This is a genomic window from Tenacibaculum sp. TC6, from assembly GCF_050606265.1.
Classification (GTDB): Bacteria; Bacteroidota; Bacteroidia; order Flavobacteriales; family Flavobacteriaceae; genus Polaribacter.
On record NZ_JBOCUK010000027.1, the window covers coordinates 1 to 22,981 of the forward strand.

Below are 22,981 nucleotides of genomic sequence, written 5' to 3' on the forward strand. Positions count from 1 at the left end.
CATAACCTTACTCTACGCTTTTTCTTTCTGGTTTTTATTACTAAATTTAAACAATTGCTAACTTAAGACGTATATAAAAAATGGAGGTTTAATCGCTTAATTAATAGAAAATGAATAAATTAACAGTCAGTTATAATCTGAAAAATTAGTGCTAAAAATCCGTTACTTTTCATATACAAAGCCCATTAACGGTAATTTTAAAAACACTATACTTAAACGTACCTGTAAAGGTTAACTAATGGTTTAACATACTTGTGGTAAGAGATATTTTACCGATAACTATAGTTAACACATTAGCTTTTTAAAGTTAAGGCAGTACCCTCAAAAGCCAATCCGTCAAAACCATACAGCATAAAATTTCTGATATTTTGATGATCCGTGCCCTCAGGGTTCTCTAAAACATCCTTAAAGTAGAATTGCCCAAAACAGGCTAGCGTTTCTTCTTTACTTAACTTTTGATGCAATGCAAAAGCAAATACCTTACAAGAACCGTTATTTTCATTTTTTGGGTTGTAAGTGTCACCATTCTTAAAAGCAGTAGGCGTAAACTCGTAGTTAGAATCTATAATTGCAATAGTTTCTGAGAACTCGATTAATTGCGGTTGTTGATTTACTTTAGTTTTAAAATCTTCTATTGTCATGTTTGTTAATTTGTATCAGATACATGTTTACAATTTGCAAATAAAAAGAATATTAAGCCATGTACTGCATAAATATAGAACTATATAGATTTATTACCTATCCCAATACAAACCTATCGTAAATCTTTCAGCAAAAAAGGAATGAGCAACACAGCTAATACCAGTTGACGTTTGAAATTACTGTAAAAGAAAATGAAGATTTTTTTCTTTATATAAAGAAGAAAACTAAAGAATAGCCTAGCTATGGTTTCTTTTTATTCTGAAATAGAAAGGAAAAAAGAACGTTTTATTGCGGTCATTTCAAACGTCAAATGGTATAAGTACAGTATATCATAATAATTGCCGTCAACGGTGTCGCTCAACCCAATGAACTAACTTTATTCACTTCAGCGGTGTCGCTGGACGCAATGAACAAAGATTATTTATCACAGCGGCGCCGCTGAACGTAATAAACTAACATTATTCTCCACAGCGGAACCGCTCAACGCAATGAACTAACATTATTCTCTTGAGCGGCACCGCTGAACAAAAAACGAAACAAAATTCCGTTAAAAACAACATTTTTACAATTAAACACAAACATTATTCTAACAAGTGCTCTGTATTGACTTTTAAAATGAATACGTTTTTATAAAACCAATAGTGTAGGGTTGATTGGGTGTGTAACAATTTAAAATAAGACCGTCACTGCGAAGCAAATACTTTTGCTGTGGCAGTCTCTTTGAATCAAGAGATTACTTCAGTCGTTACCACTCCTTCGTAATGCCCGAAAGGAAATTTGTCGTTTACCCGATTGAGCTTTATCTAGGTTACCACCTTAAGGTTATGAATAACGTTGGCAATGAAAAGCTACTTAAACTCTTAACTGTTTGTAGCTAATGACCTATCATCACAATAAGATAGATTTTCTATGATATTCAATACATAAAAACTACTAACAAATACATATAAAATCCTTAATTTTGCACAGCTAAAAATTCAAGAAATGTACAGAACGCATACTTGTGGCGAGTTAAGAGCATCGCACATTAATACAGAAGTTACCCTAGCAGGTTGGGTACAAAAATCACGTGATAAAGGTTTTATGATTTGGGTAGATTTACGTGATCGTTACGGAATTACACAATTAATTTTTGACGAAGAGCGTACTTCTAAAGATTTAATGAGCGTAGCTAAAACATTAGGTCGTGAGTTTGTAATTCAGGTAAAAGGAACTGTTATTGAAAGAGCTTCTAAAAACCCTAACATGCCAACAGGTGATGTTGAAGTATTAGTTTCTGAATTAACCATTTTAAACAGCGCTAAATTGCCTCCTTTTACCATTGAAGATGAAACGGATGGAGGTGAAGATGTACGTATGAAATATCGTTACTTAGATATTAGACGTAATCCGGTTAAGAACAGCTTAATTTTCCGTCATAAAGTATCGATGGAAGTTCGCAAATATTTATCTGACAAAGGATTTATTGATGTTGAAACACCGTATTTAATTAAATCTACTCCTGAGGGTGCTCGTGATTTCCTAGTACCTTCTCGTATGAATCCGGGGCAATTTTATGCCTTACCACAATCACCACAAACCTTTAAGCAATTATTAATGGTGGGAGGAATGGATAAGTATTTCCAAATTGTAAAGTGTTTTAGAGATGAAGATTTACGTGCCGACCGTCAACCGGAGTTTACGCAGATAGACTGTGAAATGGCGTTTGTTGAGCAAGAAGATATTTTGGAAATTTTTGAAGGAATGACACGCCATTTACTTAAAGAAATCAATGGTGTTGAGGTAGATAAATTTCCTAGAATGACTTTTGATGACGCTATGCGTAGATATGGAAATGATAAACCGGATATTCGTTTTGGAATGGAGTTTGGCGAATTAAATGAAGTAACGCAGCATAAAGATTTTAAAGTATTTAATGATGCTGAATTAGTGGTAGGTATTGCTGTTCCGGGAGGAAACGCCTATACGCGAAAAGAAATAGATCAATTAATTGAGTGGGTTAAAAGACCGCAAGTAGGTGCCTTAGGAATGGTCTATGCACGTTGTAATGAAGACGGTACTTATAAGTCATCGGTAGATAAATTTTACGATCAAGACGATCTAGCAAAGTGGGCGGAAGTAACCGGTGCTAAAGCAGGTGACTTGATTTGTATTCTTTCAGGAAAAACAACCAAAGTACGTGCGCAATTAAGCGCTTTGCGTATGGAGTTAGCAGAGCGTTTAGGTTTACGTAAAGCTGATGAATTTGCACCATTATGGGTAGTAGATTTCCCGTTGTTAGAACTTGATGAAGAGACTGGGCATTACCACGCAATGCACCACCCGTTTACCTCTCCTAAACCGGGTCAGTTAGAATTATTAGATACTAATCCGGGTGATGTAAAAGCCAATGCGTATGATTTAGTATTGAACGGAAATGAAATTGGTGGAGGTTCTATCAGAATTCACGATAAAGAAACGCAAGCTATTATGTTTAAACATTTAGGATTTACACCTGAAGAGGCAAAAGCTCAGTTTGGTTTCTTAATGGATGCTTTTGAATACGGTGCACCACCACACGGAGGCTTGGCTTTTGGTTTAGACCGTTTAGTAGCTATTTTAGGAGGACAAGAAACGATTCGTGATTTTATTGCGTTCCCTAAAAACAATTCAGGACGTGATGTAATGATTGATGCTCCTGCTACTATTGACAATGCTCAATTAGAAGAGTTAAGTATAAAATTAGCCATAAAAGAATAATTTTAGATAATACAATACTACAAAACACCTCTGTTAGCTTGCTGACAGAGGTGTTTTTTATGTTCAAAATTCATTGTAATCAAATAATAAATAAGAATTAACATATAATAAGTAGTTTTAGTTTTAAGAAGCGTATTCTTCATTTTTGTTTAATAAATACTAAACATAAATGATTTATGAATGCACAACAAGAAATTAAATTATCTTCTAATTGGACAATGCCGGGCTTGTATTTAAGTACATTAGCAACACTTATATTTATTCCGGTTGCCGTATCAAAAATTATAAAAGAAGGCTCAACAGGAGCCATTGTTTTAGGTGGTCTGTTTTTTCTTTTATTAATAGGGTTACATATCTATTTATTTAAGTTCTTATGTGTGGCAAGAGTTAAGAATAATAAACTTGTCATGAAAAAGCTTTTTAAGGATGCCAAAGAATATACATTTGATCAAATAGGCACACCAAAATCATTAAGAATAAAAAATACCGTGTATACTTCAGTTGCTATGAACAATAATAAAGGGGGCTTAGAGAAGTTTTTAATAGTGAACTCTAAATCACTTTTATCTTTGAATAAAATTGATGCTAAGGCTACTCTTATGCGTTTAAAAGAAGAAAGAATGGTATAATAGTACTTACTATTTTAAAAATAAAAAGAAAGCCTGTAAATGAAATTTACAGGCTTTTTGTAGTTTATAGTAGATCGATTATCTTAATCGTTTATAATCCATGATACATAGTATAACTGACCTATTTGACCTGATCCAGGAGCAACATAGTACTCTTTACCAAATAAGTTAGTTCCACCAATTTTGAATTTAGATTTCCAAGAAGGAATACGGTAGTTTAATTGAGCATCAATTACTGTTCTTGCATCAACATCACCTTTTACAAACGGTGAAACCCATCTGTATTTATCTTGCCATCTTGCATTTACACTAAATCCGAAGTTATCAAATAACTTATCGTTACTAACCTGTGCTTTAACAGTATGTTTAGGAGTGTTAAAGTTAGGCTCAAATAAACCGTAGTCTAAATCTTTAAAAGTATAGTCTATAAAGTTATAATTGAATCCAAAATCAAAATTCTTTAAAAACTTAGTGTGTAATCCTAATCCGAAACCGTATGATTTTACTTTAGATTTACTGTTAGTTACTAAGTAAAACTCACGTACATGTCCATTATTTAGAGCAAAATTAGCATCAGCATCTAATTGTCCGGTAGCAATTACAGTTCCATAGTCTGGAACAACCACATCTTGGAAAAATACAAAATCATCGTGTTGGCTATAAAAACCGTTGATGTCTAAATCTAAGTTATTATTGTTGTTTAATTTTATAATTCCTCTATACCCGGCTTCATAAGTTCTTACAACTTCCGGTTGTATTTCTTTATAGTCAGACTTTATAAGACTTTCACCTGTAAAGTTAGCGTCGTAAACAGATCTGGTTAATAAAGCATTGTTAATAATATCATCACCGGTTGTTGTGGTAACGATAGTTCCGTAACCAGGGAAAAAATGTCTGTTTTCGAACTCAATTCTGCTTAAGTTATCAGCAGTTGATCCTACGTTTGTTTTTACAGCAGTATTTAAAAATAAATACTGTTCTTGTATAGTAGGGTTTCTGAAACCGGTTTGGTATGACGCTCTTAAAATGTGCGTTTTACTTTCACCTAAAGCATAGTTTACAGCTAAACGAGGAGAATAGTTTCCGTTAAAGTTTTGAGATTTATCATAACGGATAGATCCTGTTAACTTTAATCTCTCATTCATTAATTTCTTTTGAATTTGAGTATATACACCATATTCTTCAACGCTAATAGGTAGGTTAGCATCGTTAAAGATTGTTCCTTTTGAGTCTGGGTTGTACTGACGGTATGAACCTCCTATTTGAACATCTGCCCAATCATTTAGTAAACTTCTGAAGTTGTAGTTAGCATCAGCATGTGCGTATGAACTCTTGTCATAAATAGCACTACCACCTTCAGTAAGAAGAGTTGTTGTAATTCTGTTGAATTCTGTATTAAATGCATTTGTTCCCGGTACTAATCTATTTCTATCAGCATATTTTCTAGCCGCTTCAATTGATTGATTATTAACATACCATTGAGTAACAAAATCTCCTAACCAAGTATCAAAAGGAGTAGAAGCTTCGTTCATAAAAATACCGGTTCTTGTTAAATCATAACTTTTTCCGGCATCGTTTCTTGTATAGTATCCTCTAATGTAAAAGTTAGTTCCTTTTACTTCTAATTTTGATTGTCCTATATAGTAATCACGTTGAGCAAATCTACTAGTACCTTGGAAAAGGTTGTTTCCCATAGCTAATCTTGTAGCTAATTGAATTTCTAAAGACTCGTCGTTAAAAGGTCTAAAATGTAAAGATCCGGAGAACTTTAAGTTTTTAGAACTATAATCTTTTATAAGATCACTTTCTTTATATCCGGTTCTTCTAATTAATTTTCCTATATCATTTACATCTCCGGTAAAAAGTGCTAAATCAGAAAATAATTCATCACCATACGTGTTAACTCCATCATAGTTTATAGTTGAATTTACACTACCGTCAATTAATTTAGCACTATCAACTTCTTTATTTCTGTAATCAGTAGCGTGCCATTCTTCGGCTTTAAAGTATGAAAAGTTAACTTTAGCAGCAAAAGCATCACTAAATCTGTAAGCCATTCTTACAGTAGCATCGTAAAACGGATTGTTTCCTGCAGCATTTTGATGCATGTATCCGCTTTTAAATAAAACACTAATTCCGGTAAAATCAAATGGACTCTTAGTGTTTAATAACATAATACCGTTATAGGCGTTTGCCCCATATAATGCAGAAGATGCACCTGGTAATATTTCCACACTTTGAATGTCTAACTCAGAAACTCCTGATAAATTACCAGCACTAAAGTTTAAAGCAGGTGCAGCCGTATCCATCCCGTCTACTAACTGTACAAAACGAACGTTACTAAAGTCAGAAAAACCTCTGGTATTAATAGATTTAAAACCATAGCTTCCTTCTCTTGAGTTAATTCCTTTTAAGTTTGTTAAACCATCATAGAATGAGTTAGAACTGTTTCTTCTGATATCAGTTAAACCAAAACGTTCTACTGTTACAGGAGATTCAATGATTCTTTCAGGCACACGCGATGCAGAAATAACAACTTGGTCAAGAAGTATATTTTCTTTAAGAATCACGTTAATTTCTTGGTCTTGAGAAGTTACGATTACTTCTTCTGTTTTATATCCAAATGCAGAAACAGAGATAGTTTGGGGTAACTTTCCTTCAATTTTAAGGGTAAATTCTCCGTTTGTATTAGATATAGCATAATTTCTTCCTTGAGTAATTTTAGCACTGTAAAAAGGCTCTAGGTATTCGTCATAAACGATTCCACTAATTTTTACTTGTGCAAAACTGGTAATTGCTAACAATGCAAAAACAATTACAGCTAACTGTTTTTTAACCATTTTTTGGGATTTTGATTATATAAAGATTAATTGATTATTCTTCTAATGAGAAGTTTATTGGGAAACCATATTTTACAGATATAGACTTGCCATTTTTCTGAGCTGGCTCAAAGCGAGGTAATTTGGTTACCACTCTTCTTGCTTCTTCATTAAGAAGCTCGCCATTTTTTGGTCCTAATGTTTTAATATTGCTCACATATCCGTCTTTATCAATGATGAAACGAACCCAAACTTCACCTTCAATTTGATTTCTTACAGCTTCACTTGGGTAACGGAAATGTTTTTGAATATGTTTAATCATTTCAATATTAAAACAATCAAGTCTTTCCATCTCACTTAAGTCATTACTATTACAAGCATTAAAAGAAGGTATTGCATCTACAGTACTAAACCTTTCGGCTTTTTGTATCTCTTCTTTAGATAGTTTTTCTTTTAATGATTCAATGTTGTTTTTAATATCAGTAGGTTCAGCTACTGATGGACTAGGAGTTATAATTTCACTATCAGCTATAGGTTCAGCTTTAATTGCATCACTAGCTATGGGTTGCTTAGTAGCAATTTCTGATACTCCGGCAGTATTTACATCACTAATACTAGAAGCGGCTTGTTTTTTAATGATTTCTCTTTTCTTTAAAAAACGCTTACTTGCAGATACTTTAACCGTAATTTGTCTTGATTTTTTGTCTTTAGAATCTTTAGAAGGCTTTATAGAACATTTTGTAATGCTGTTTAAATCTAAAGCATCATCTTCAGGATTTTCACAAACTTCTTGCGCATATACGCGAAATGAGAGTACTACTAATACTATCAACAAAAATGTTTTCTTCATATTTAAGGGGTTAAAAATATTATTTATTTACTTGTAATATAGTAGTTTAGTAGTTTTTTAGGGCGCAAAATTATGAAAAAATTATAACATACAAATACTTTTTTGTTTTTTTTTGAGTTACTATATGTTTAAAGGTACAAAAAAAAGAGATGAAATTAAAGTAATCTCATCTCTTTTTTAAGATATTTAGGTGCTTTTCGCTTAATTATTAATAGTCCAAGAGATATAATATAACGAACCTATTTTTCCAGATCCCGGAGCTACATAGTATTCTTTTCCGGTTAAATTCGTTCCGCCAATTTTAAATCTTGATTTAATAGCTGGTACTCTGTAATTGATTTGAGCGTCTACTACTGTTCTTGAGTCTATAGTTCCGTTTAAGAAACTAGATTGCCATAAAAATGAATCTTGCCATCTGGCATTAATGTTAAATCCAAAGTTTTTAAATAAGTTAGGATTTCCAAACATGAATTTTACTTGATGCTCCGGTGTATTAAATCCAGGGCTAAAGTTTGGGTCAGAATCTTGATCAAAAATCATTCTTGATAATGTATAATTAAGCCCCACATTGAAAGACTTCAAAATTTTAGTATTTAATCCTACACCAATTCCGTATGAACTAATCTCAGCTAATGAGTTTGTGTTAAGAGTAAATTCGGTAAAATCACGGTTAGCTAAAGCGCTTGCAGCTTGTGCGTCAGGCTGTCCATTGCTATCTATTTTTCCGTAGTTAGGAACAATCACATTTTTAAAGGCAACAAAGTCTTTATATTGGTTATAATATCCGTTTACATCTAATTCCAGAATATTATCATTACTTAACCCTATGATACTTCTGTATCCTAATTCATAGGAAGTTACTTTTTCAGGTCTGATAGGTGAAACATTTGCCTTTTCAGGAGTTCCGTTATAAACAGATGCTGCTACAAATGAATTGTTAAAAGCATCTCTACCTGTTAAAGTACTTGTACTACCGTTACTGTTAGCTACTGTGGTTACAAAACGATCTAAATTTTCATCAGCGGTACCTATGTTAAAGCTATTTGGGCCTGTTTTTAATCCAAAGTACTGCTCTATAATACTAGGGTTTCTAAAACCGGTTTGGTAAGAAGCTCTTAAAACATGATCATTATTTTTACCTAATGAATAGTTAAGGGCTACCCTTGGTGAGAAGTTTCCTTCAAAATTCTTTGATTTATCGTAACGGATAGAACCTGTGAATTTAAGTTTGTCTTCAAAAAACTTTTTCTGAATTTGAGAATAAAAACCGTAGTTGTCAAAAGTAATCTTACTGTCTTTATCAGTAAATAGTGTACCATTTGAGTTAACTATGTGTCTTCTAAATGAACCTCCTACTTGAATTTCTCCCCACTTAATAATATCTCTAAAATTATAATTGGCATCTGCATGATAAAAAGAAGTTTGGTCTTTAATTGCTGCTCCTCCATCTGCAATAGGAGTTTCTATAATTTGCTGTATAGCATTTTTAAACTCATTTGTACCAGGTTGTAATCTGTTATTATCTGCCGCTTGTCTTGCAATTTGGTGGCTACCGGTATTTAAGTAAGCGCCTAAATAATCTGCATACCAAACCTGAGATGGTTTACTTAGTTCATTTAATGCTAATCCAACAAATCTTAAGTCATGACTTTTTCCGGAATCATTACCAGTATAGTAACCTCTTAAGAAGTAGTTTTTACCTAAAAATTCCAATTTATATTGTTGTACAAAATAATCTTTTTGGAAAAAACGGTTTGTACCTTGGTAAATGTTATTACCTCTTGAAAAACGAGAGTTTAATATAATTTCTAGTTTGTCATTTGCCCATGGTCTAAAATGTACAGAGGCATCAAACTTTAGGTTGTTTCCATTGTAGTCTACTAGGTTTTTTTCTTCGTAACCTGTTCTACTTATTGCATCGTTTGGTAAACCGTCTATAATGTTTTGAGGTAAACCACCTGCTGCTGCAATTTGTTTTAAAGTAAATGAAAATTCGTCACCATATACGTTTAACCCATCATAATCATGGTTACTTTCTCTATTTCCGCTAATAATTTCTCCTCCAACTCCTGAGGTATTAGCTGTACTGGTAGCATTCCATTCTTCTGCTCGGAAGTAAGTTAAATTAGCTTTTGCAGCTAATTTTTCATCAAACTTATATGCCATACGAATACCTACATCATAAAATTGCTCAGTATCTGTAGCTTCTTGGCTTATGAAACCGGTTTTAAAATAGGTGCTAATTCCTGCGTAATCAAATGGACTTTTACTTCTCATTAATAAGATTCCGTTGAAGGCATTTGCTCCATATAAAGCTGATGACGCACCCGGAAGTATCTCCACATCTTTTACATCTAAATCTGAAAGCCCTACAATATTACCTGCCGAAAAGTTAAGTGCAGGTATTGAGGTTTCTACTCCGTCAACTAACTGTACAAAACGAGTGTTGTCAAAAGTAGAGAAACCACGAGAGTTAATTGATTTAAATCCGTAATTAGCTTCTCTGGATTCTATCCCTTTTAAGTTTTTCAAACCATCATAAAAAGAAACTGAGGTGTTTCTTTTTATTTCTGTAATACCAATACGTTCTATGGTTACAGGAGATTCAATAACACGTTCAGGAGAACGTGAGGCAGAAATAACTACTTCATCAAGTGCAATGTTTTCTTTTAGGATCACATTAATTTCTTGATCGGCAGAAGTTACTTCAATAGTTTCTGTCCTATATCCAAAGGCAGAAATTTGAACAGTAAAAGGAAAAGCTAAGGTCGTTTTCAATGAAAACGTTCCATCACTATCCGATACTACATGCTCTTTTGAGGTTGTTATAACAGCACTTGCGAAAGGCTCTAAATACTCATCATAAACAGTTCCTGTTATTGTACTTTGAGCAAAAAGAAGTGTGTTTAACAATAAAAAAATAGGTAATAGTATTTTTTTTTGCATAATATTGGGGGTTAGAAAGATTATTTGACTGAATAAAAGGCCTTATTCATCTAAAGAGAACGTGATAGGGAATCCATATTTTACAGAAACACGTTTTCCATCTTTTTTAGCAGGTTTAAACTTAGGTAAGTTATATACTACTCTTTTGGCTTCATTGTTTAAAATATCACCGTTTTTAGGCCCTAAAGCTTTTATATTCTTTACATTTCCATCTTTGTCAATAATAAAACGTACCCAAACTTCTCCTTGGATAGATTCTTTTACTGCTTGACTAGGATATCTGAAGTATTTTTGAATATGCTTTATCATTGCCTCATTAAAGCAATTCATACGTTCATCATCCTTTACACTTGAACATTCTTCAAATGCAGGGATTTTATCTACCGTGCTAAATTTTAAAGCACTTTTTATTTCTTCAGCAGATAACTTGTTTTTAATGTCCTCAATATTATTTTTAAAGGATAGAGATTCTCCAAATTCTGACTTTACTTCGTTACTTTCAATACCAGAGCTATTAACACTAGCGAGTGAATTAACACTTTGTTTTTTGGCAAGTTCTCTCTTTTTTAAATATCTTTTACTAGCTGAGACTTTAACAGTAATTTGTCTCGTTTTTTTGTTTTTATCATCATCAGATTGTTTAACCGTACACTTTGTAATACTGTTTAAATCTGCAACGGCATCCTCCGAAGACTCACAAACTTCCTGAGCTTGGATGTTAGAAACATATAATGTTCCTAGCATTAATAATAAGACTGCTTTCTTCATACTGGGGTATTAATCATTTTACAATAAACAAAACTGCTTGGTTAGTCGTTGTGAAACTGTAAAAATAACATACGAATTTACAAAAAAATATTATATGTCTGTTAATCAGTATAAAAAATAACGTTTAATTAATCTGTTGTGCTCTCAAGACTAAAGCTTATTGGAAAAGTGTAAGTAACATTAACATCTTGATTGTTTTGTTTTCCCGGAATAAACGAAGGTAATAAAGAAATTACTCTAATAGCTTCTTCTTTTAAGCTATCGCTGTTTTCGGGGCCGGTAGCAACTATGTTTCTAACATTTCCTGACGAGGTAATTACAAAACTTACCCAAATATCTCCTTCAATCCTTTTTTGTACTGCTTTTTCAGGATATATAATGTTTTGCATTAAATGCTCTTGCATCTCATAGTTAAAGCAATCTACTTCATCTAAGGATTCATCAGAACAATTTCTAAATTTCGGAATTTCTTCTACTGAATTAAAAGGAACCTGCTCTAAAGAAATTTTTTCTTCTAAGGCAGTATTGATTGCTGTAATTTTTTGTTTTATGCGTGTTATTTTTAACTGCTCTATACTGTCTGTGGTTTTTAGGTGATTAACATCTGCAGAAAATAGTTCACTAGCTGTTTGTACTTCATTAAGAGAACGTCTTTTTTGGTGATTTCTGCTTGAAACAACCGTTACCTTTGACTTTTCTTTTGTGCCTTCACTATTAGCATTGCTAACAACTGTACATTTTGCTATACTGGAAATATCATTGATATTTTCTGATGTTTCTTTAGGAGCACATACCTCTTGTGATAGTGCGGAGTGAAACATTAAGACTATTTGTAAAAATATAGCTAATTTCTTCATGGTGCCTACTGTTAGATTTCCTAAATAATAGTATACCGATAATGAGAATTAGTTTACCTAGTTCTGATTAAGAGTATTGAGTTAATGTAGTAGTAAGCTGTGTATTTATATAACTATTAAATAGGAAAGATTAATAATTATGCAACAAGGCTGATTAGAATTGGAAAGCCAATTTTTACTCTTTTACCAGAACTCGAAGTTCCTTTTTTTAATTTAATGTATGTATTTTTCATTTTAGGGGGAATTAATATGTTAATAATTAAGCTGTAATAATTATTACAATTGAAATTTAAAGATAATAAAAAAAATATTAAAAAACGAATACAAGATGTTCAATTTTAGTTAAGTATCCTTAAAGCTTATGTAAAACCTTGCTATTCATAATATAAAAAATCGTTATATGGAAAGCGTTGGATATGAATTTTTCGTACTTCTTCATATACTCTTTCTTTGAATTCTTCAAGGTTGCTTTTATTTAATGCTGAAATAAAAAGGCTTTCTTTTTGTAAATCACTCATCCATGTTTTTTTCCAATCTTCTAATGTGTAATGAGCCTTTGTTTTTTCAGTAACAATATCATCTTCATCAATGCTTTCATGGGTGTAAGCATCTATTTTATTAAAAACCATGACTGTGGGCTTATTGCCGCTGTCTATTTCATCTAAAATACTATTTACTGAAGCAATATGATCTTCAAAATTTGGATGAGAAATATCAACAACATGTAGTAATAAGTCTGCTTCTCTTACCTCATCTAACGTAGATTTGAAAGATTCTACTAATTGAGTAGGCAGTTTTCTGATAAAACCAACGGTGTCTGTCATTAAAAACGGAATGTTTTTAATAACCACTTTTCTAACAGTTGTATCTAATGTAGCAAATAGCTTGTTTTCTGCAAAAACTTCACTTTTACTAATAACATTCATTAAAGTTGATTTTCCAACGTTTGTATAACCAACTAAAGCAACACGTACCATTTTACCTCTGTTTTTTCGTTGAATTACCATTTGTTTATCTATGGTTTCTAATTTCTTTTTCAACAAGGTAATCTTATCTCTAATGATACGACGGTCAGTTTCTATTTCAGTTTCTCCGGGTCCACGCATACCAATTCCCCCTTTTTGTTTATCAAGGTGAGTCCACAGTCTGGTTAATCTGGGTAATAAATATTGGTATTGAGCTAACTCAACTTGAGTTTTTGCGGAGCTGGTTTGCGCTCTACTTGCGAAAATGTCTAAAATTAAATTGGTACGATCTAAAATTTTACAATCCAAAATTCTTTCAACATTTCGTAACTGAGCAGGTGAAAGTTCATCATCAAAAATAGCGGTTCCAATATCGTGAGCGTCTATATATGCTTTAACATCTTCCAACTTACCGGTACCTAAAAAGGTTTTAGGATTTGGTTTGTCTAATTTTTGAACAAATCGTTTAACAGCAATACCTCCTGCCGTTAAGGTTAAGAATTCTAATTCATCTAAATATTCTTCAGATTGTTTTTCATCTTGATGTTGGGTTATAATACCTATTAAAACCGCTTTTTCAGATATGGCTTTACGTGTTTCAATCATAGACTGCAAAAGTACAAATTTCTTATCTTTACCGTATGTTTGCTTTAGTGGATTGTAATAATTTTTATGCTTCTTGTGAGCGTGTATTTAACCCGGGGTTACTTAATCAGCCTATAGTTGTATTGAGTAATAATGATGGTTGTGTGATTTCTCGTAGTGATGAGGCAAAGAAATTTATACCGATGGGAGCTCCTGCATTCAAGTTTAAACAAGATTTTGAACGTTTTGATATAACAGTTTTATCGTCTAATTACCCATTGTATGGTGATATGAGTGAACGAGTGATGAGTATTTTAACTCAATTTACACCAGATGTTGAAGTGTACTCAATTGACGAGGCCTTTTTAGAATTTAAAGGATTTGATACTCTTGATTTTGAAGATTATGGTAAAAAAATTAAAAATAGAATAGCAAAATGGATAGGAATTCCAACGTGTGTAGGTATAGCTCCTACAAAGGCGTTAAGTAAAGTAGCGAATAAAATTGCACGTAAATTTCCGAAAGAAACCGGAGGTGTTTATGTAATTGATTCCGAGGAAAAAAGAATAAGAGCATTAAAGTGGCTAACAATTGAAAAAGTTTGGGGAATAGGGTATAGACTACAAAAGAGATTAAAAGAAAAAGGTTGTATAAAAGCGTACGATTTTACACAATTAGATAGTAATTGGTTGCGTAGTAATTTTTCTATTACTGAATGGAAATTACAGCAAGATCTCAAAGGAATTCCTGTTTTACAACTTGAAGATACTACTACTAAAAAAGCAATTGCGACAACCAGAAGTTTTGAATCAACATTCTCTGATATCATAGATTTAAAAGAAAGAGTGGCCACTTTTGCCATGTCGTGTGCAGAAAAACTAAGAAAACAACAATCATGTTGTTATATGCTTATTGTAACATTAAGCAGTAATAGGTATGAAAAAGATCAAGAACGTTATAAGGCCAGTAAATCTGTAATTTTTTCACATCCAACAAATTCATCTTTATTAATTACAAAAGAAGCGTTAAAAGCTGTTGAAATGATTTTTAAAAAAGGAATTAATTACAAAAGAGCCGGAGTAATTATTACAGGTTTAGTTCCTAATGATAATTATCAATTGAATATTTTTGAAAACGAAAATCCAAAGCACAAATCATTAATGAATGTTATTGATTTTGTTAATAATAAATATAAATCTGATAAAATTAAATTGGCAAATCAAGATTTAGAACGTACATGGAAAATGCGTCAAGAGCATTTGTCGCCTAAATACACAACTAATATTAATCAAATTATTAAGGTAAAATAAGTATGGAAAAGGTGAGTTCATTAACATTTTTTACACCTAAAAAAGGTATGACAGAAGGTGCATTGTTTGTTGATATTGGTATTTCAGCAGGGTTTCCATCACCGGCAGATGATTTTAGAGAAAAAAGAATTTCTTTAGATGAAGAACTAATTAAAAATAAAGAGGCTACTTTTTTTGCTAGAGTTAGTGGGCAATCTATGATAGATGCAGGAATAGATGACAATGATTTATTGGTAATTGATAGAAGTATTGAGCCGGTTAATAATAAAATTGCGGTGTGTTTTTTAGATGGAGAATTTACTGTAAAACGATTAAGAGTTGAAGGAAGTAAAGTTTGGCTAAAACCGGAAAATCCTAAGTATCCAATAATTGAAATTACAGAAGAAAATAACTTTATTATTTGGGGTATAGTTACCAATGTTATAAAAAAGGTATAAAAAAACCCCGCTTTAGCGAGGTTCAAATTACACACAACTAAAAATTAGCTTTTAAGAATTCTTAAAGGCATTTTATATACTTGTATCGATTGATTTGAATTGTTATATACCTTTTTGTAGTTAAGTTTACTTTTAATATATTCACAAACTACAGGGCTATTACAATCAATGTTCAATATTACAACCTGCCCTTTTTTATTAACTAAAAAATCAACGGTTGTTTTAAATTCTTCTTCAACTTTAAAGTTGGCCTTACCTAATAATTTTACAATATTAGTTCTAATTTCCTCTTTTAATGGGTTTTCATTTGCTGCAAATAAAGACACGTTAATCATTGCAATGAATACGAATAAAACGAACTTTCTCATCTTTTTGTTTTTTTTCTAGATTAAGGAATTAATTTTTGTTTTTAAATTCGATGTAAAATTACTGGTTATTAGTGTTTTAATTCTGTTTTTGGGTGTTATAAAAATATTTTTTTACTGTTATTTAAAGGTTTTATACAACCTAAGTTTACACAAGCATAATATTGATTAGTTACTATGTTTTTGCAATTTTTTTAAGTATAATTGAAAGATAATTAAGCAGAATTGTGTTTTAAATATTCTTTTAAGAAATATTAATATGATTTATTTAATATTGTTGTGTTAGTATTATGTTTATTTTGATGAAATTCTCTTGTGTATAATAACCTGAAATAGTAGTTAAATGCCTAAAAATAAGAAGAGAAGTTCCCTAACTGTAGGTTTTTATAATGTTGAAAATTTATTTGACACAATTAATGATCCTTTTAAAAATGATGATGAATATACCCCTAAGGGAAGATTAAAATGGAATAAAGGGAAATATAGACTGAAAATAAAGAAAATTACCTCTATTTTATCAATACTGGGAAAAGAAAGTTCAATTCATCCTCCGGCATTAATAGGATTAGTTGAAGTTGAAAACACAAATGTATTAGAAGATTTAACAAGACATAGGAATTTAATTAATTCTAATTATGATTATATACATTATGATTCACCTGATGAAAGAGGCATCGATGTAGCTTTATTGTATAATCCTAAATTATTTACAGTACTTTCTTCAAAAACCGTTTCTGTTGAGTTGATTGATACTGATGGAAGTATAGACTATACAAGAGATATTTTGGTGGTTAAAGGGGCTTTACATGGAGATTTGGTATATGTTTTAGTAAATCATTGGCCTTCCAGAAGAGATGGAGAGCTTGAAACAAGGCAAAAGAGAATTATGGCTGCTAAGCAAGCCAGAGAAATAATAGAAGAAATAAAATTAGAGGAAAAGCATGAACCTAAGTTTATAGTTATGGGCGATTTTAATGATGATCCTTCCAGTGAGAGTGTTAAAAATTATCTTGTTAAAAATGATTTTTTCAATCCAATGGAATCTTTACATAGAAAGAATAATGGAACATTAACGTATTTAGGAGAATGGCATCTTTTTGATCAAATAATAGTGTCTAAAAACTTTTTCTCAGAAAATAGTAGCTTACATTTCACAGGAGCTTATATATTTAAAAAACCCTGGATGAGAATTTATAAAGGTAAGTTTAAAGGAAGTCCGTTTAGAACCTACATTGGTCCTTGGTATGAAGGAGGTTTTTCAGATCATTTTCCTGTATATATTAAGTTTTTAACCAAAAAATAAAGCTTCCTGTGTTCAGGAAGCTTTTGAGTTATTTTTAATATAATTTATATTTATCCGTTATTCAACAGTAACAGATTTAGCTAAGTTTCTTGGCTGATCTACGTTTTTACCTAACATTACGGCAATGTGATATGATAAAAGCTGTAAAGGTATTGTAGTAAGAAGAGGAGTAAAAGCTTCTTCAGTATCCGGAATTTCAATTACGTGATCTGCAATTTCCTTTACGGTAACATCACCTTCAGTAACTATGGCAATTATTTTTCCACTTCTTGATTTAATTTCTTGAATATTACTTACAACTTTTTCGTAATGACCCTTGCTAGTCGCAATTACAAAAACAGGCATATTTTCATCAATTAAAGCAATAGGACCGTGTTTCATTTCGGCAGCTGGATATCCTTCTGCGTGAATGTATGAAATCTCTTTAAGTTTTAATGCTCCTTCTAATGCAACAGGGAAATTAAATCCTCTACCTAAATACAAACAGTTTTTAGCATTTTTATATACTTCAGAAATTTCTCTAACGACAGGGTCTATTTTTAATAAACTTTCAATTTGAGTAGGTATTTGCTGTAAGGTTTGTAAGTAATTGTTTATAGCAGATTTAGAAAGTGTTCCTTTTGCCTGCGCTAATTTTAAAGCAATTAACGAAAGTACGGTAATTTGAGTGGTAAAAGCTTTCGTAGAAGCTACTCCTATTTCCGGACCGGCATGAGTATATGCTCCGGCGTGAGTTTCTCTTGCTATAGATGATCCAACAACATTACATACACCAAAAACAAAAGCTCCTTTAGATTTTGCCAGTTTAATAGCAGCTAATGTATCAGCAGTTTCACCTGATTGTGAAATAGCAATTACAATATCTTTCGGAGTAATAATAGGATTTCTATATCTAAATTCAGAAGCATATTCAACTTCAACAGGAATTCTAGCCATGTCTTCAAATAAGTATTCACCTACTAATCCGGCATGCCAAGATGTACCACAAGCAACAATAATAATTCTATCAGCATTCAGGAATTTTGAAATATTATCATCAATCCCGGCCATACGTATAATACCTTCATTAGGTAGCATTCTACCTCTGTAAGTATCAATTATTGCTTTAGGTTGTTCATGAATTTCTTTAATCATGAAATGATCAAAGCCTCCTTTTTCTATTTGTTCAAGATTTAATTGTAATTCTTGAATGTCAGCATCAACTTCATTGTCGGTTTCAATTTTACGAACTTTAATCCCTTTATCTTTCTTTATGATAGCTAATTCACCATCTTCAAGATAAATGGCATTTTTAGTATATTCAATAAAAGGTGAAGCATCTGAAGCAACGAAGAATTCTTCATTATCTTTTCCAACACCAATAGCTATAGGGCTTCCTAATCTGGCAACAACAAGTTCATTAGGTTTTGTTTTGTCAAAAACAGCTATAGCATATGCTCCAATAACATTTGTTAAGGCTAATTGAACCGCTTTACCTAATTTACAACCTTCGTTTTTCTTAATTTCTTCAATTAAGTTTACTAAAACTTCAGTATCTGTATCACTTTGAAAAGTATAACCACGAGCAATTAATTCTTTTTTTAATGTATCATAATTCTCAATAATACCGTTGTGAACAATTACTAAATCTCCCGATTGAGAAAAGTGAGGGTGCGAATTAGTATCATTTGGTACCCCATGAGTAGCCCAACGGGTATGACCAATACCAATTTTTCCTCCTTTTTTATTTTCATTACTGTTTGTAATTACTTCTAAATCGCTAACCTTTCCTTTGGTTTTTGATAAATGCATTTCGTCTCCGTCATACATCATAATTCCGGCACTATCATAACCTCTGTATTCTAAACGCTTTAATCCGTTAATTACAATAGGATATGCATCTCTGTAACCTATATAACCTGTTATACCACACATAATAAATCTTTATCTTTTTTCTGAATATGTAATTTTTAATACTGCTTTTTTAGCTCCGTTTGTAGTTTCGTTTTCGTTAAGTAAAGTTACACCTCTAGGATCCCAATTATAAGATAAAACATTAGTTTCTAGTACTCTATTTCTGTAAGGGTTATCCGTAGGATTGTTATATACTTTTAATAATAACGGAGAGTAGTTTGTTGAGGTTCTATCAAATAAATTTGATATATAATCAGTAATTCTAAGGGTATATTTTTCAGGCTTTTCATCAACAAGTTCTAGATTACCTCCAAAAGTTCCTGATTCAGTATAGGAGTCTGTAATTTGAATTGGTAATACATTTCCACTACCATCATCACTGCTGGTATATAAAAATATTCTTTGAGGAATTATATTTTTATTAGTGTTTGCAGTTTGGTTAATGTAAAATGATAAAGAAGCATCATTAACTAAAAAACCATATTTTTCATTTGCAACATCTCTAATACTAGATAGTTCTTTAAGATCTAAATATCCATCTTTAGGATTGTTGTCGTAGCTTTCGTAGTTGAGAATAGAGTTAGTAGGGTCGCTTTGTTTTAATTTAGTTAAATTAACTCCTAAAACCTTAACTTCAGCCATGGACCCTGCTGTTCCTTGTAATATAAAATTATCAGAAGGAATAGGGTTTGTTCTAGGTGACATTTTATAAATACTATTTCTAACTCCGCTAAGAGGGAAAGAATATCTTGTTGGAACAGTATCTTTATAGACTAAATTAGAATTATCTGCCTTTTTTTCAAATCTCGTTATTGTGTAATAAAAGTCTACTGAAGGAAGATCACTGCTACCGGTTAATCTTACAGGAACCATTGAACCATCAGCACCTTCTGATTTTACAATAAGACCTCTGAAATAATTATTAAACTCTTGTGCAGACGAAAATTCAGTACCATCAAATTTATCCCAAAAAAGCTCTTTCATTCTTGTCGTATTTAGTGGTACAGCTAAAAAAGGAGCTTTGTTGCTAAGTTTTTCTTCACTTTCAAAAGTTCTACCATCACTATAGTGTCTGGTTACAGTATACATAGTATCAATAGCGCTTGGTTTAAAAGTAAAACCAGCATCTTCATTCAATAATTCTTCTTCAAGATAGGTGTCATTAGACATGAATGAATTGGGTTGTGAAGGATTGTTTGGGTCTAAAGTATTTAGGTACGTACCGCTTTTAAATATTTTTAAACTAGTAGCAATATCAGGATTACCTAATACTGAATCTAAGGTGAATTTTGGTTTTCCATCACTATCTTTTCCTTTGTTAGTAGCAGAATAAGGAATCTTTAAGATTACTTTATCAAGCACAAAAAGAGAGTCAATTTCACCATCAGCAGAAGCGGGTTTAACATCACTTGTTTTAAGGCTGTTTAAAAGACCTAATTGACTTACGAAAGAAGACTCTATAGTTTTGTAATTTTCGTTTTTATACACTCCCATCCAATATTCTGTAATTGTAGTACCAATATTATCAGCTCTCACACTTTCTATGTCAATAGGAGTAATTTCTAATTCCAGTTCCACCTTATTGGTGTTAAACTTTGTGTTTTTAATTACACCGGTACCTATATCGTTAAAATCTTTTTCACATGATGTTAATGATACCAAACAAAATAAGCTTGCACCTAAAATACCAATTTTTCTAATCATTCTTATTTATTAGCTTAATTCTAAAACGTTTTCTCTGTAAAACTCTAAATATGCCTCTGTTAAATTTTCTTCAGATTGAAACTCTAAAACTTTTGTATTGTCTTTTGCAATAAAATCCTCAATTCCATCAGGAAGAATTTCACTGCCTTTTACAACAGCATCAGAGTTTTTAATAGCACTTTTTAATATATTAATATGGTTAGGTGTTTCAAAAACAGAAGCTTTTTCGTCACTAATTCTATCAAAGCGCACTTTATTTGCCATTTCATTGCTTAACTCACCTTCAAAACCTTTGTTATAAAGCGAAGTTACAATCTTACTTTGATTAAATAGCGGTTCTTCTTTATAATATTCTCTTAAATATAAAGGTAACAAAGAAGCCATCCATCCATGTACATGAATAATATCCGGAGCCCAGTTTAATTTTTTAACAGTTTCAACAACTCCTTTCGCAAAGAAAATCATACGTTCATCATTGTCATCAAACAACTTGTCATCTTCATCAGAATACATTGCTTTACGCTTAAAATATTCGTCATTATCAATAAAATAAACCTGCATTCTTTCTTTAGGAATTGAAGCAACTTTAATAATTAAAGGCATATCCATGTCGTTAATTATTAGGTTCATACCTGATAAACGAATTACTTCATGAAGCTGGTGTCTTCTTTCGTTAATCACCCCAAAACGAGGCATAAAAATACGTGTTTGGACTCCTTTGGAATGTGCTTGCTTAGCAACATTGAACGAGGTTGATGCTAGTTCTGTTTCTGGCAAATAGGGTGTTACCTCTGATGAAACATATAGTATTCTCTTATCCTTCATTAAATCGAACTCTTTATATGAGGATGCAAAAATACGAATTTTTATGCTAAAATCGTGTTAAATTCCTAATTTTGCACGTTTTTCAATGAATAGCTAATGAATATATTTAATTCTAAATCCGAATTAAAAGCTTTTTTAATTCAACAAAAAGAAGAAGGTAAAACCATTGGATTTGTACCTACAATGGGAGCCTTACACAAAGGACATTTATCGCTTATTAAACGAGCTAAAAAGCAAAATGATATTACTGTGGTAAGCATTTTTGTAAATCCAACTCAGTTTGATAATAAAGAAGACTTAGAGAAGTACCCTCAGCCTTTAGATAATGATATAAAATTATTAAAAAAGGTAGCATGTGATGTTTTATTCACTCCTTCTGTTAATGAAATATATGCCGATGATATAATTGCTCAAAAGTTTGATTTTGACGGTTTGGAAAATCAAATGGAAGGTAGGTATAGGAAAGGACACTTTGATGGTGTAGGAACTATTGTGAAAAGTCTTTTTGAAATTGTTGAACCTACTGTTGCTTATTTTGGAAAAAAAGATTTTCAACAATTACAAATTATTAAAAAATTAGCAAAAAAATATCATATTCCTGTCAAAGTAAAAGGACGACCAATTTTTAGAGAAGATGATGGTTTGGCAATGAGTTCCAGAAATGTTAGATTAACAAAAGAACACAGAGAAGCAGCTCCTTTTATTTATAAAACGTTAAAAAAGGCAAAGAAAAAGTTTGGTACAAAAAATGTCAATGAGTTGGAGCAATGGGTTGAAAAACAATTTAAAAAGCAAGATTTGCTTGAGTTGGAATATTTTACCATAGCCGATGAAGAAACGTTACAAACGCCAAAAGTTATAGAGTCAAATAAAAAATATCGTGCATTTATAGCTGTTTTTGCGGGTGATATTCGTTTAATTGATAATATAGGCCTGTAATAAATTCATTAAAAACAAATTAGTATTCATTAAAAAACCCCTATTTTTGCAGTATGTTAGTTCAAGTAGTAAAATCTAAAATCCACCGTGTAAAGGTTACTGGTGCTGATTTGAATTATATTGGAAGTATTACCATTGATGAAGATTTAATGGATGCCGCAGGCATAATTGAAGGTGAACGAGTTCAAATTGTAAACAACAATAATGGAGAGCGTTTAGAAACTTATGCAATACCAGGTCCAAGAGGAAGTGGAGAGATTACTCTAAACGGAGCAGCTGCTCGTAGAGTACAAAGAGGAGATGTGCTAATTTTAATTGTATATGCTTTTATGGAATTAGAAGAAGCAAAAAATTTTAAACCTAAATTAGTTTTTCCTAACGAAGTAGATAATACATTAACTTAGT

The 22,981-nt window shown here is 31.7% G+C and carries 18 protein-coding genes; 7 read left to right on the forward strand and 11 right to left on the reverse strand.

Translation table 11 applies throughout. The features are described from left to right. Nucleotides 1-293 precede the first annotated feature (293 nt). The gene (locus tag ACQY1Q_RS13205) at nucleotides 294-641 is read right to left on the reverse strand and encodes a HopJ type III effector protein (RefSeq protein ID WP_431005793.1); all 348 of its coding nucleotides are present in this window, start codon (nucleotides 639-641) and stop codon (nucleotides 294-296) included. 985 nt (nucleotides 642-1,626) lie between these two features. Here ACQY1Q_RS13205 and aspS point away from each other — a divergent pair. Continuing rightward, entirely contained in the window at nucleotides 1,627-3,381 is a 1,755-nt protein-coding gene (gene aspS, locus ACQY1Q_RS13210; protein WP_431005794.1) for an aspartate--tRNA ligase, read from the forward strand. A 176-nt stretch (nucleotides 3,382-3,557) separates the two neighbouring features. Further along, complete coding sequence (locus ACQY1Q_RS13215) at nucleotides 3,558-4,010, forward strand: hypothetical protein (protein ID WP_431005795.1); 453 nt, start codon at nucleotides 3,558-3,560, stop codon at nucleotides 4,008-4,010. Between the two features lie 83 nt (nucleotides 4,011-4,093). On the opposite strand, the gene ACQY1Q_RS13220 is transcribed toward ACQY1Q_RS13215, so the two are convergent. From ACQY1Q_RS13220 to hflX, 6 genes are all read right to left on the reverse strand, one after another. Further along, complete coding sequence (locus ACQY1Q_RS13220) at nucleotides 4,094-6,850, reverse strand: TonB-dependent receptor (protein ID WP_431005796.1); 2,757 nt, start codon at nucleotides 6,848-6,850, stop codon at nucleotides 4,094-4,096. Between the two features lie 34 nt (nucleotides 6,851-6,884). Continuing rightward, a complete protein-coding gene (locus ACQY1Q_RS13225; protein WP_431005797.1) occupies nucleotides 6,885-7,679 on the reverse strand; it encodes an energy transducer TonB in 795 nt (264 codons plus the stop codon). A 201-nt stretch (nucleotides 7,680-7,880) separates the two neighbouring features. Continuing rightward, nucleotides 7,881-10,625 (reverse strand): TonB-dependent receptor, encoded by a 2,745-nt coding sequence (locus ACQY1Q_RS13230; protein ID WP_431005798.1) that lies wholly within the window; start codon nucleotides 10,623-10,625, stop codon nucleotides 7,881-7,883. Nucleotides 10,626-10,667: 42 nt separating this feature from the next. Next, a complete protein-coding gene (locus ACQY1Q_RS13235; protein ID WP_431005799.1) occupies nucleotides 10,668-11,393 on the reverse strand; it encodes an energy transducer TonB in 726 nt (241 codons plus the stop codon). Between the two features lie 128 nt (nucleotides 11,394-11,521). Beyond that, a complete protein-coding gene (locus tag ACQY1Q_RS13240; RefSeq protein WP_431005800.1) occupies nucleotides 11,522-12,250 on the reverse strand; it encodes an energy transducer TonB in 729 nt (242 codons plus the stop codon). Nucleotides 12,251-12,624: 374 nt separating this feature from the next. Continuing rightward, complete coding sequence (gene hflX / locus ACQY1Q_RS13245) at nucleotides 12,625-13,821, reverse strand: GTPase HflX (protein WP_431005801.1); 1,197 nt, start codon at nucleotides 13,819-13,821, stop codon at nucleotides 12,625-12,627. A gap of 35 nt (nucleotides 13,822-13,856) precedes the next feature. Between hflX and ACQY1Q_RS13250 the strand changes: the two genes are divergently transcribed. Together ACQY1Q_RS13250 and ACQY1Q_RS13255 are read left to right on the forward strand one after the other, a co-directional pair. Continuing rightward, complete coding sequence (locus ACQY1Q_RS13250; protein ID WP_431005802.1) at nucleotides 13,857-15,110, forward strand: Y-family DNA polymerase; 1,254 nt, start codon at nucleotides 13,857-13,859, stop codon at nucleotides 15,108-15,110. 2 nt (nucleotides 15,111-15,112) lie between these two features. Then, nucleotides 15,113-15,547, forward strand: coding sequence for a LexA family protein (locus tag ACQY1Q_RS13255; protein ID WP_431005803.1), 435 nt, complete (start codon nucleotides 15,113-15,115; stop codon nucleotides 15,545-15,547). A 44-nt stretch (nucleotides 15,548-15,591) separates the two neighbouring features. Here the strand turns inward: ACQY1Q_RS13255 and ACQY1Q_RS13260 are convergent, their stop codons facing one another. Next, on the reverse strand, nucleotides 15,592-15,915 hold the full coding sequence (locus tag ACQY1Q_RS13260; protein WP_431005804.1) for a hypothetical protein: 324 nt from the start codon (nucleotides 15,913-15,915) through the stop codon (nucleotides 15,592-15,594). 340 nt (nucleotides 15,916-16,255) lie between these two features. On the opposite strand from ACQY1Q_RS13260, the gene ACQY1Q_RS13265 reads away from it, so the two are divergent. After that, nucleotides 16,256-17,215, forward strand: a complete 960-nt coding sequence (locus tag ACQY1Q_RS13265) for an endonuclease/exonuclease/phosphatase family protein (RefSeq protein ID WP_431005805.1) — start codon at nucleotides 16,256-16,258, stop codon at nucleotides 17,213-17,215. A gap of 57 nt (nucleotides 17,216-17,272) precedes the next feature. Here the strand turns inward: ACQY1Q_RS13265 and glmS are convergent, their stop codons facing one another. Genes glmS through ACQY1Q_RS13280 form a run of 3 tightly spaced genes read right to left on the reverse strand, consistent with a single transcriptional unit; the run spans nucleotide 17,273 to nucleotide 21,637 of the window. After that, nucleotides 17,273-19,129, reverse strand: a complete 1,857-nt coding sequence (glmS, locus tag ACQY1Q_RS13270) for a glutamine--fructose-6-phosphate transaminase (isomerizing) (RefSeq protein WP_431005806.1) — start codon at nucleotides 19,127-19,129, stop codon at nucleotides 17,273-17,275. A gap of 9 nt (nucleotides 19,130-19,138) precedes the next feature. Next, complete coding sequence (locus ACQY1Q_RS13275; RefSeq protein ID WP_431005807.1) at nucleotides 19,139-20,812, reverse strand: DUF4270 family protein; 1,674 nt, start codon at nucleotides 20,810-20,812, stop codon at nucleotides 19,139-19,141. A 9-nt stretch (nucleotides 20,813-20,821) separates the two neighbouring features. After that, entirely contained in the window at nucleotides 20,822-21,637 is an 816-nt protein-coding gene (locus ACQY1Q_RS13280) for a glycogen/starch synthase (protein ID WP_431005808.1), read from the reverse strand. A gap of 96 nt (nucleotides 21,638-21,733) precedes the next feature. Between ACQY1Q_RS13280 and panC the strand changes: the two genes are divergently transcribed. Further along, nucleotides 21,734-22,576: a pantoate--beta-alanine ligase gene (panC, locus tag ACQY1Q_RS13285; protein ID WP_431005809.1), complete on the forward strand. Its 843-nt coding sequence runs from the start codon at nucleotides 21,734-21,736 to the stop codon at nucleotides 22,574-22,576. A gap of 53 nt (nucleotides 22,577-22,629) precedes the next feature. Further along, nucleotides 22,630-22,980, forward strand: a complete 351-nt coding sequence (gene panD / locus ACQY1Q_RS13290; RefSeq protein WP_431005810.1) for an aspartate 1-decarboxylase — start codon at nucleotides 22,630-22,632, stop codon at nucleotides 22,978-22,980. Nucleotide 22,981: the final 1 nt, after the last annotated feature.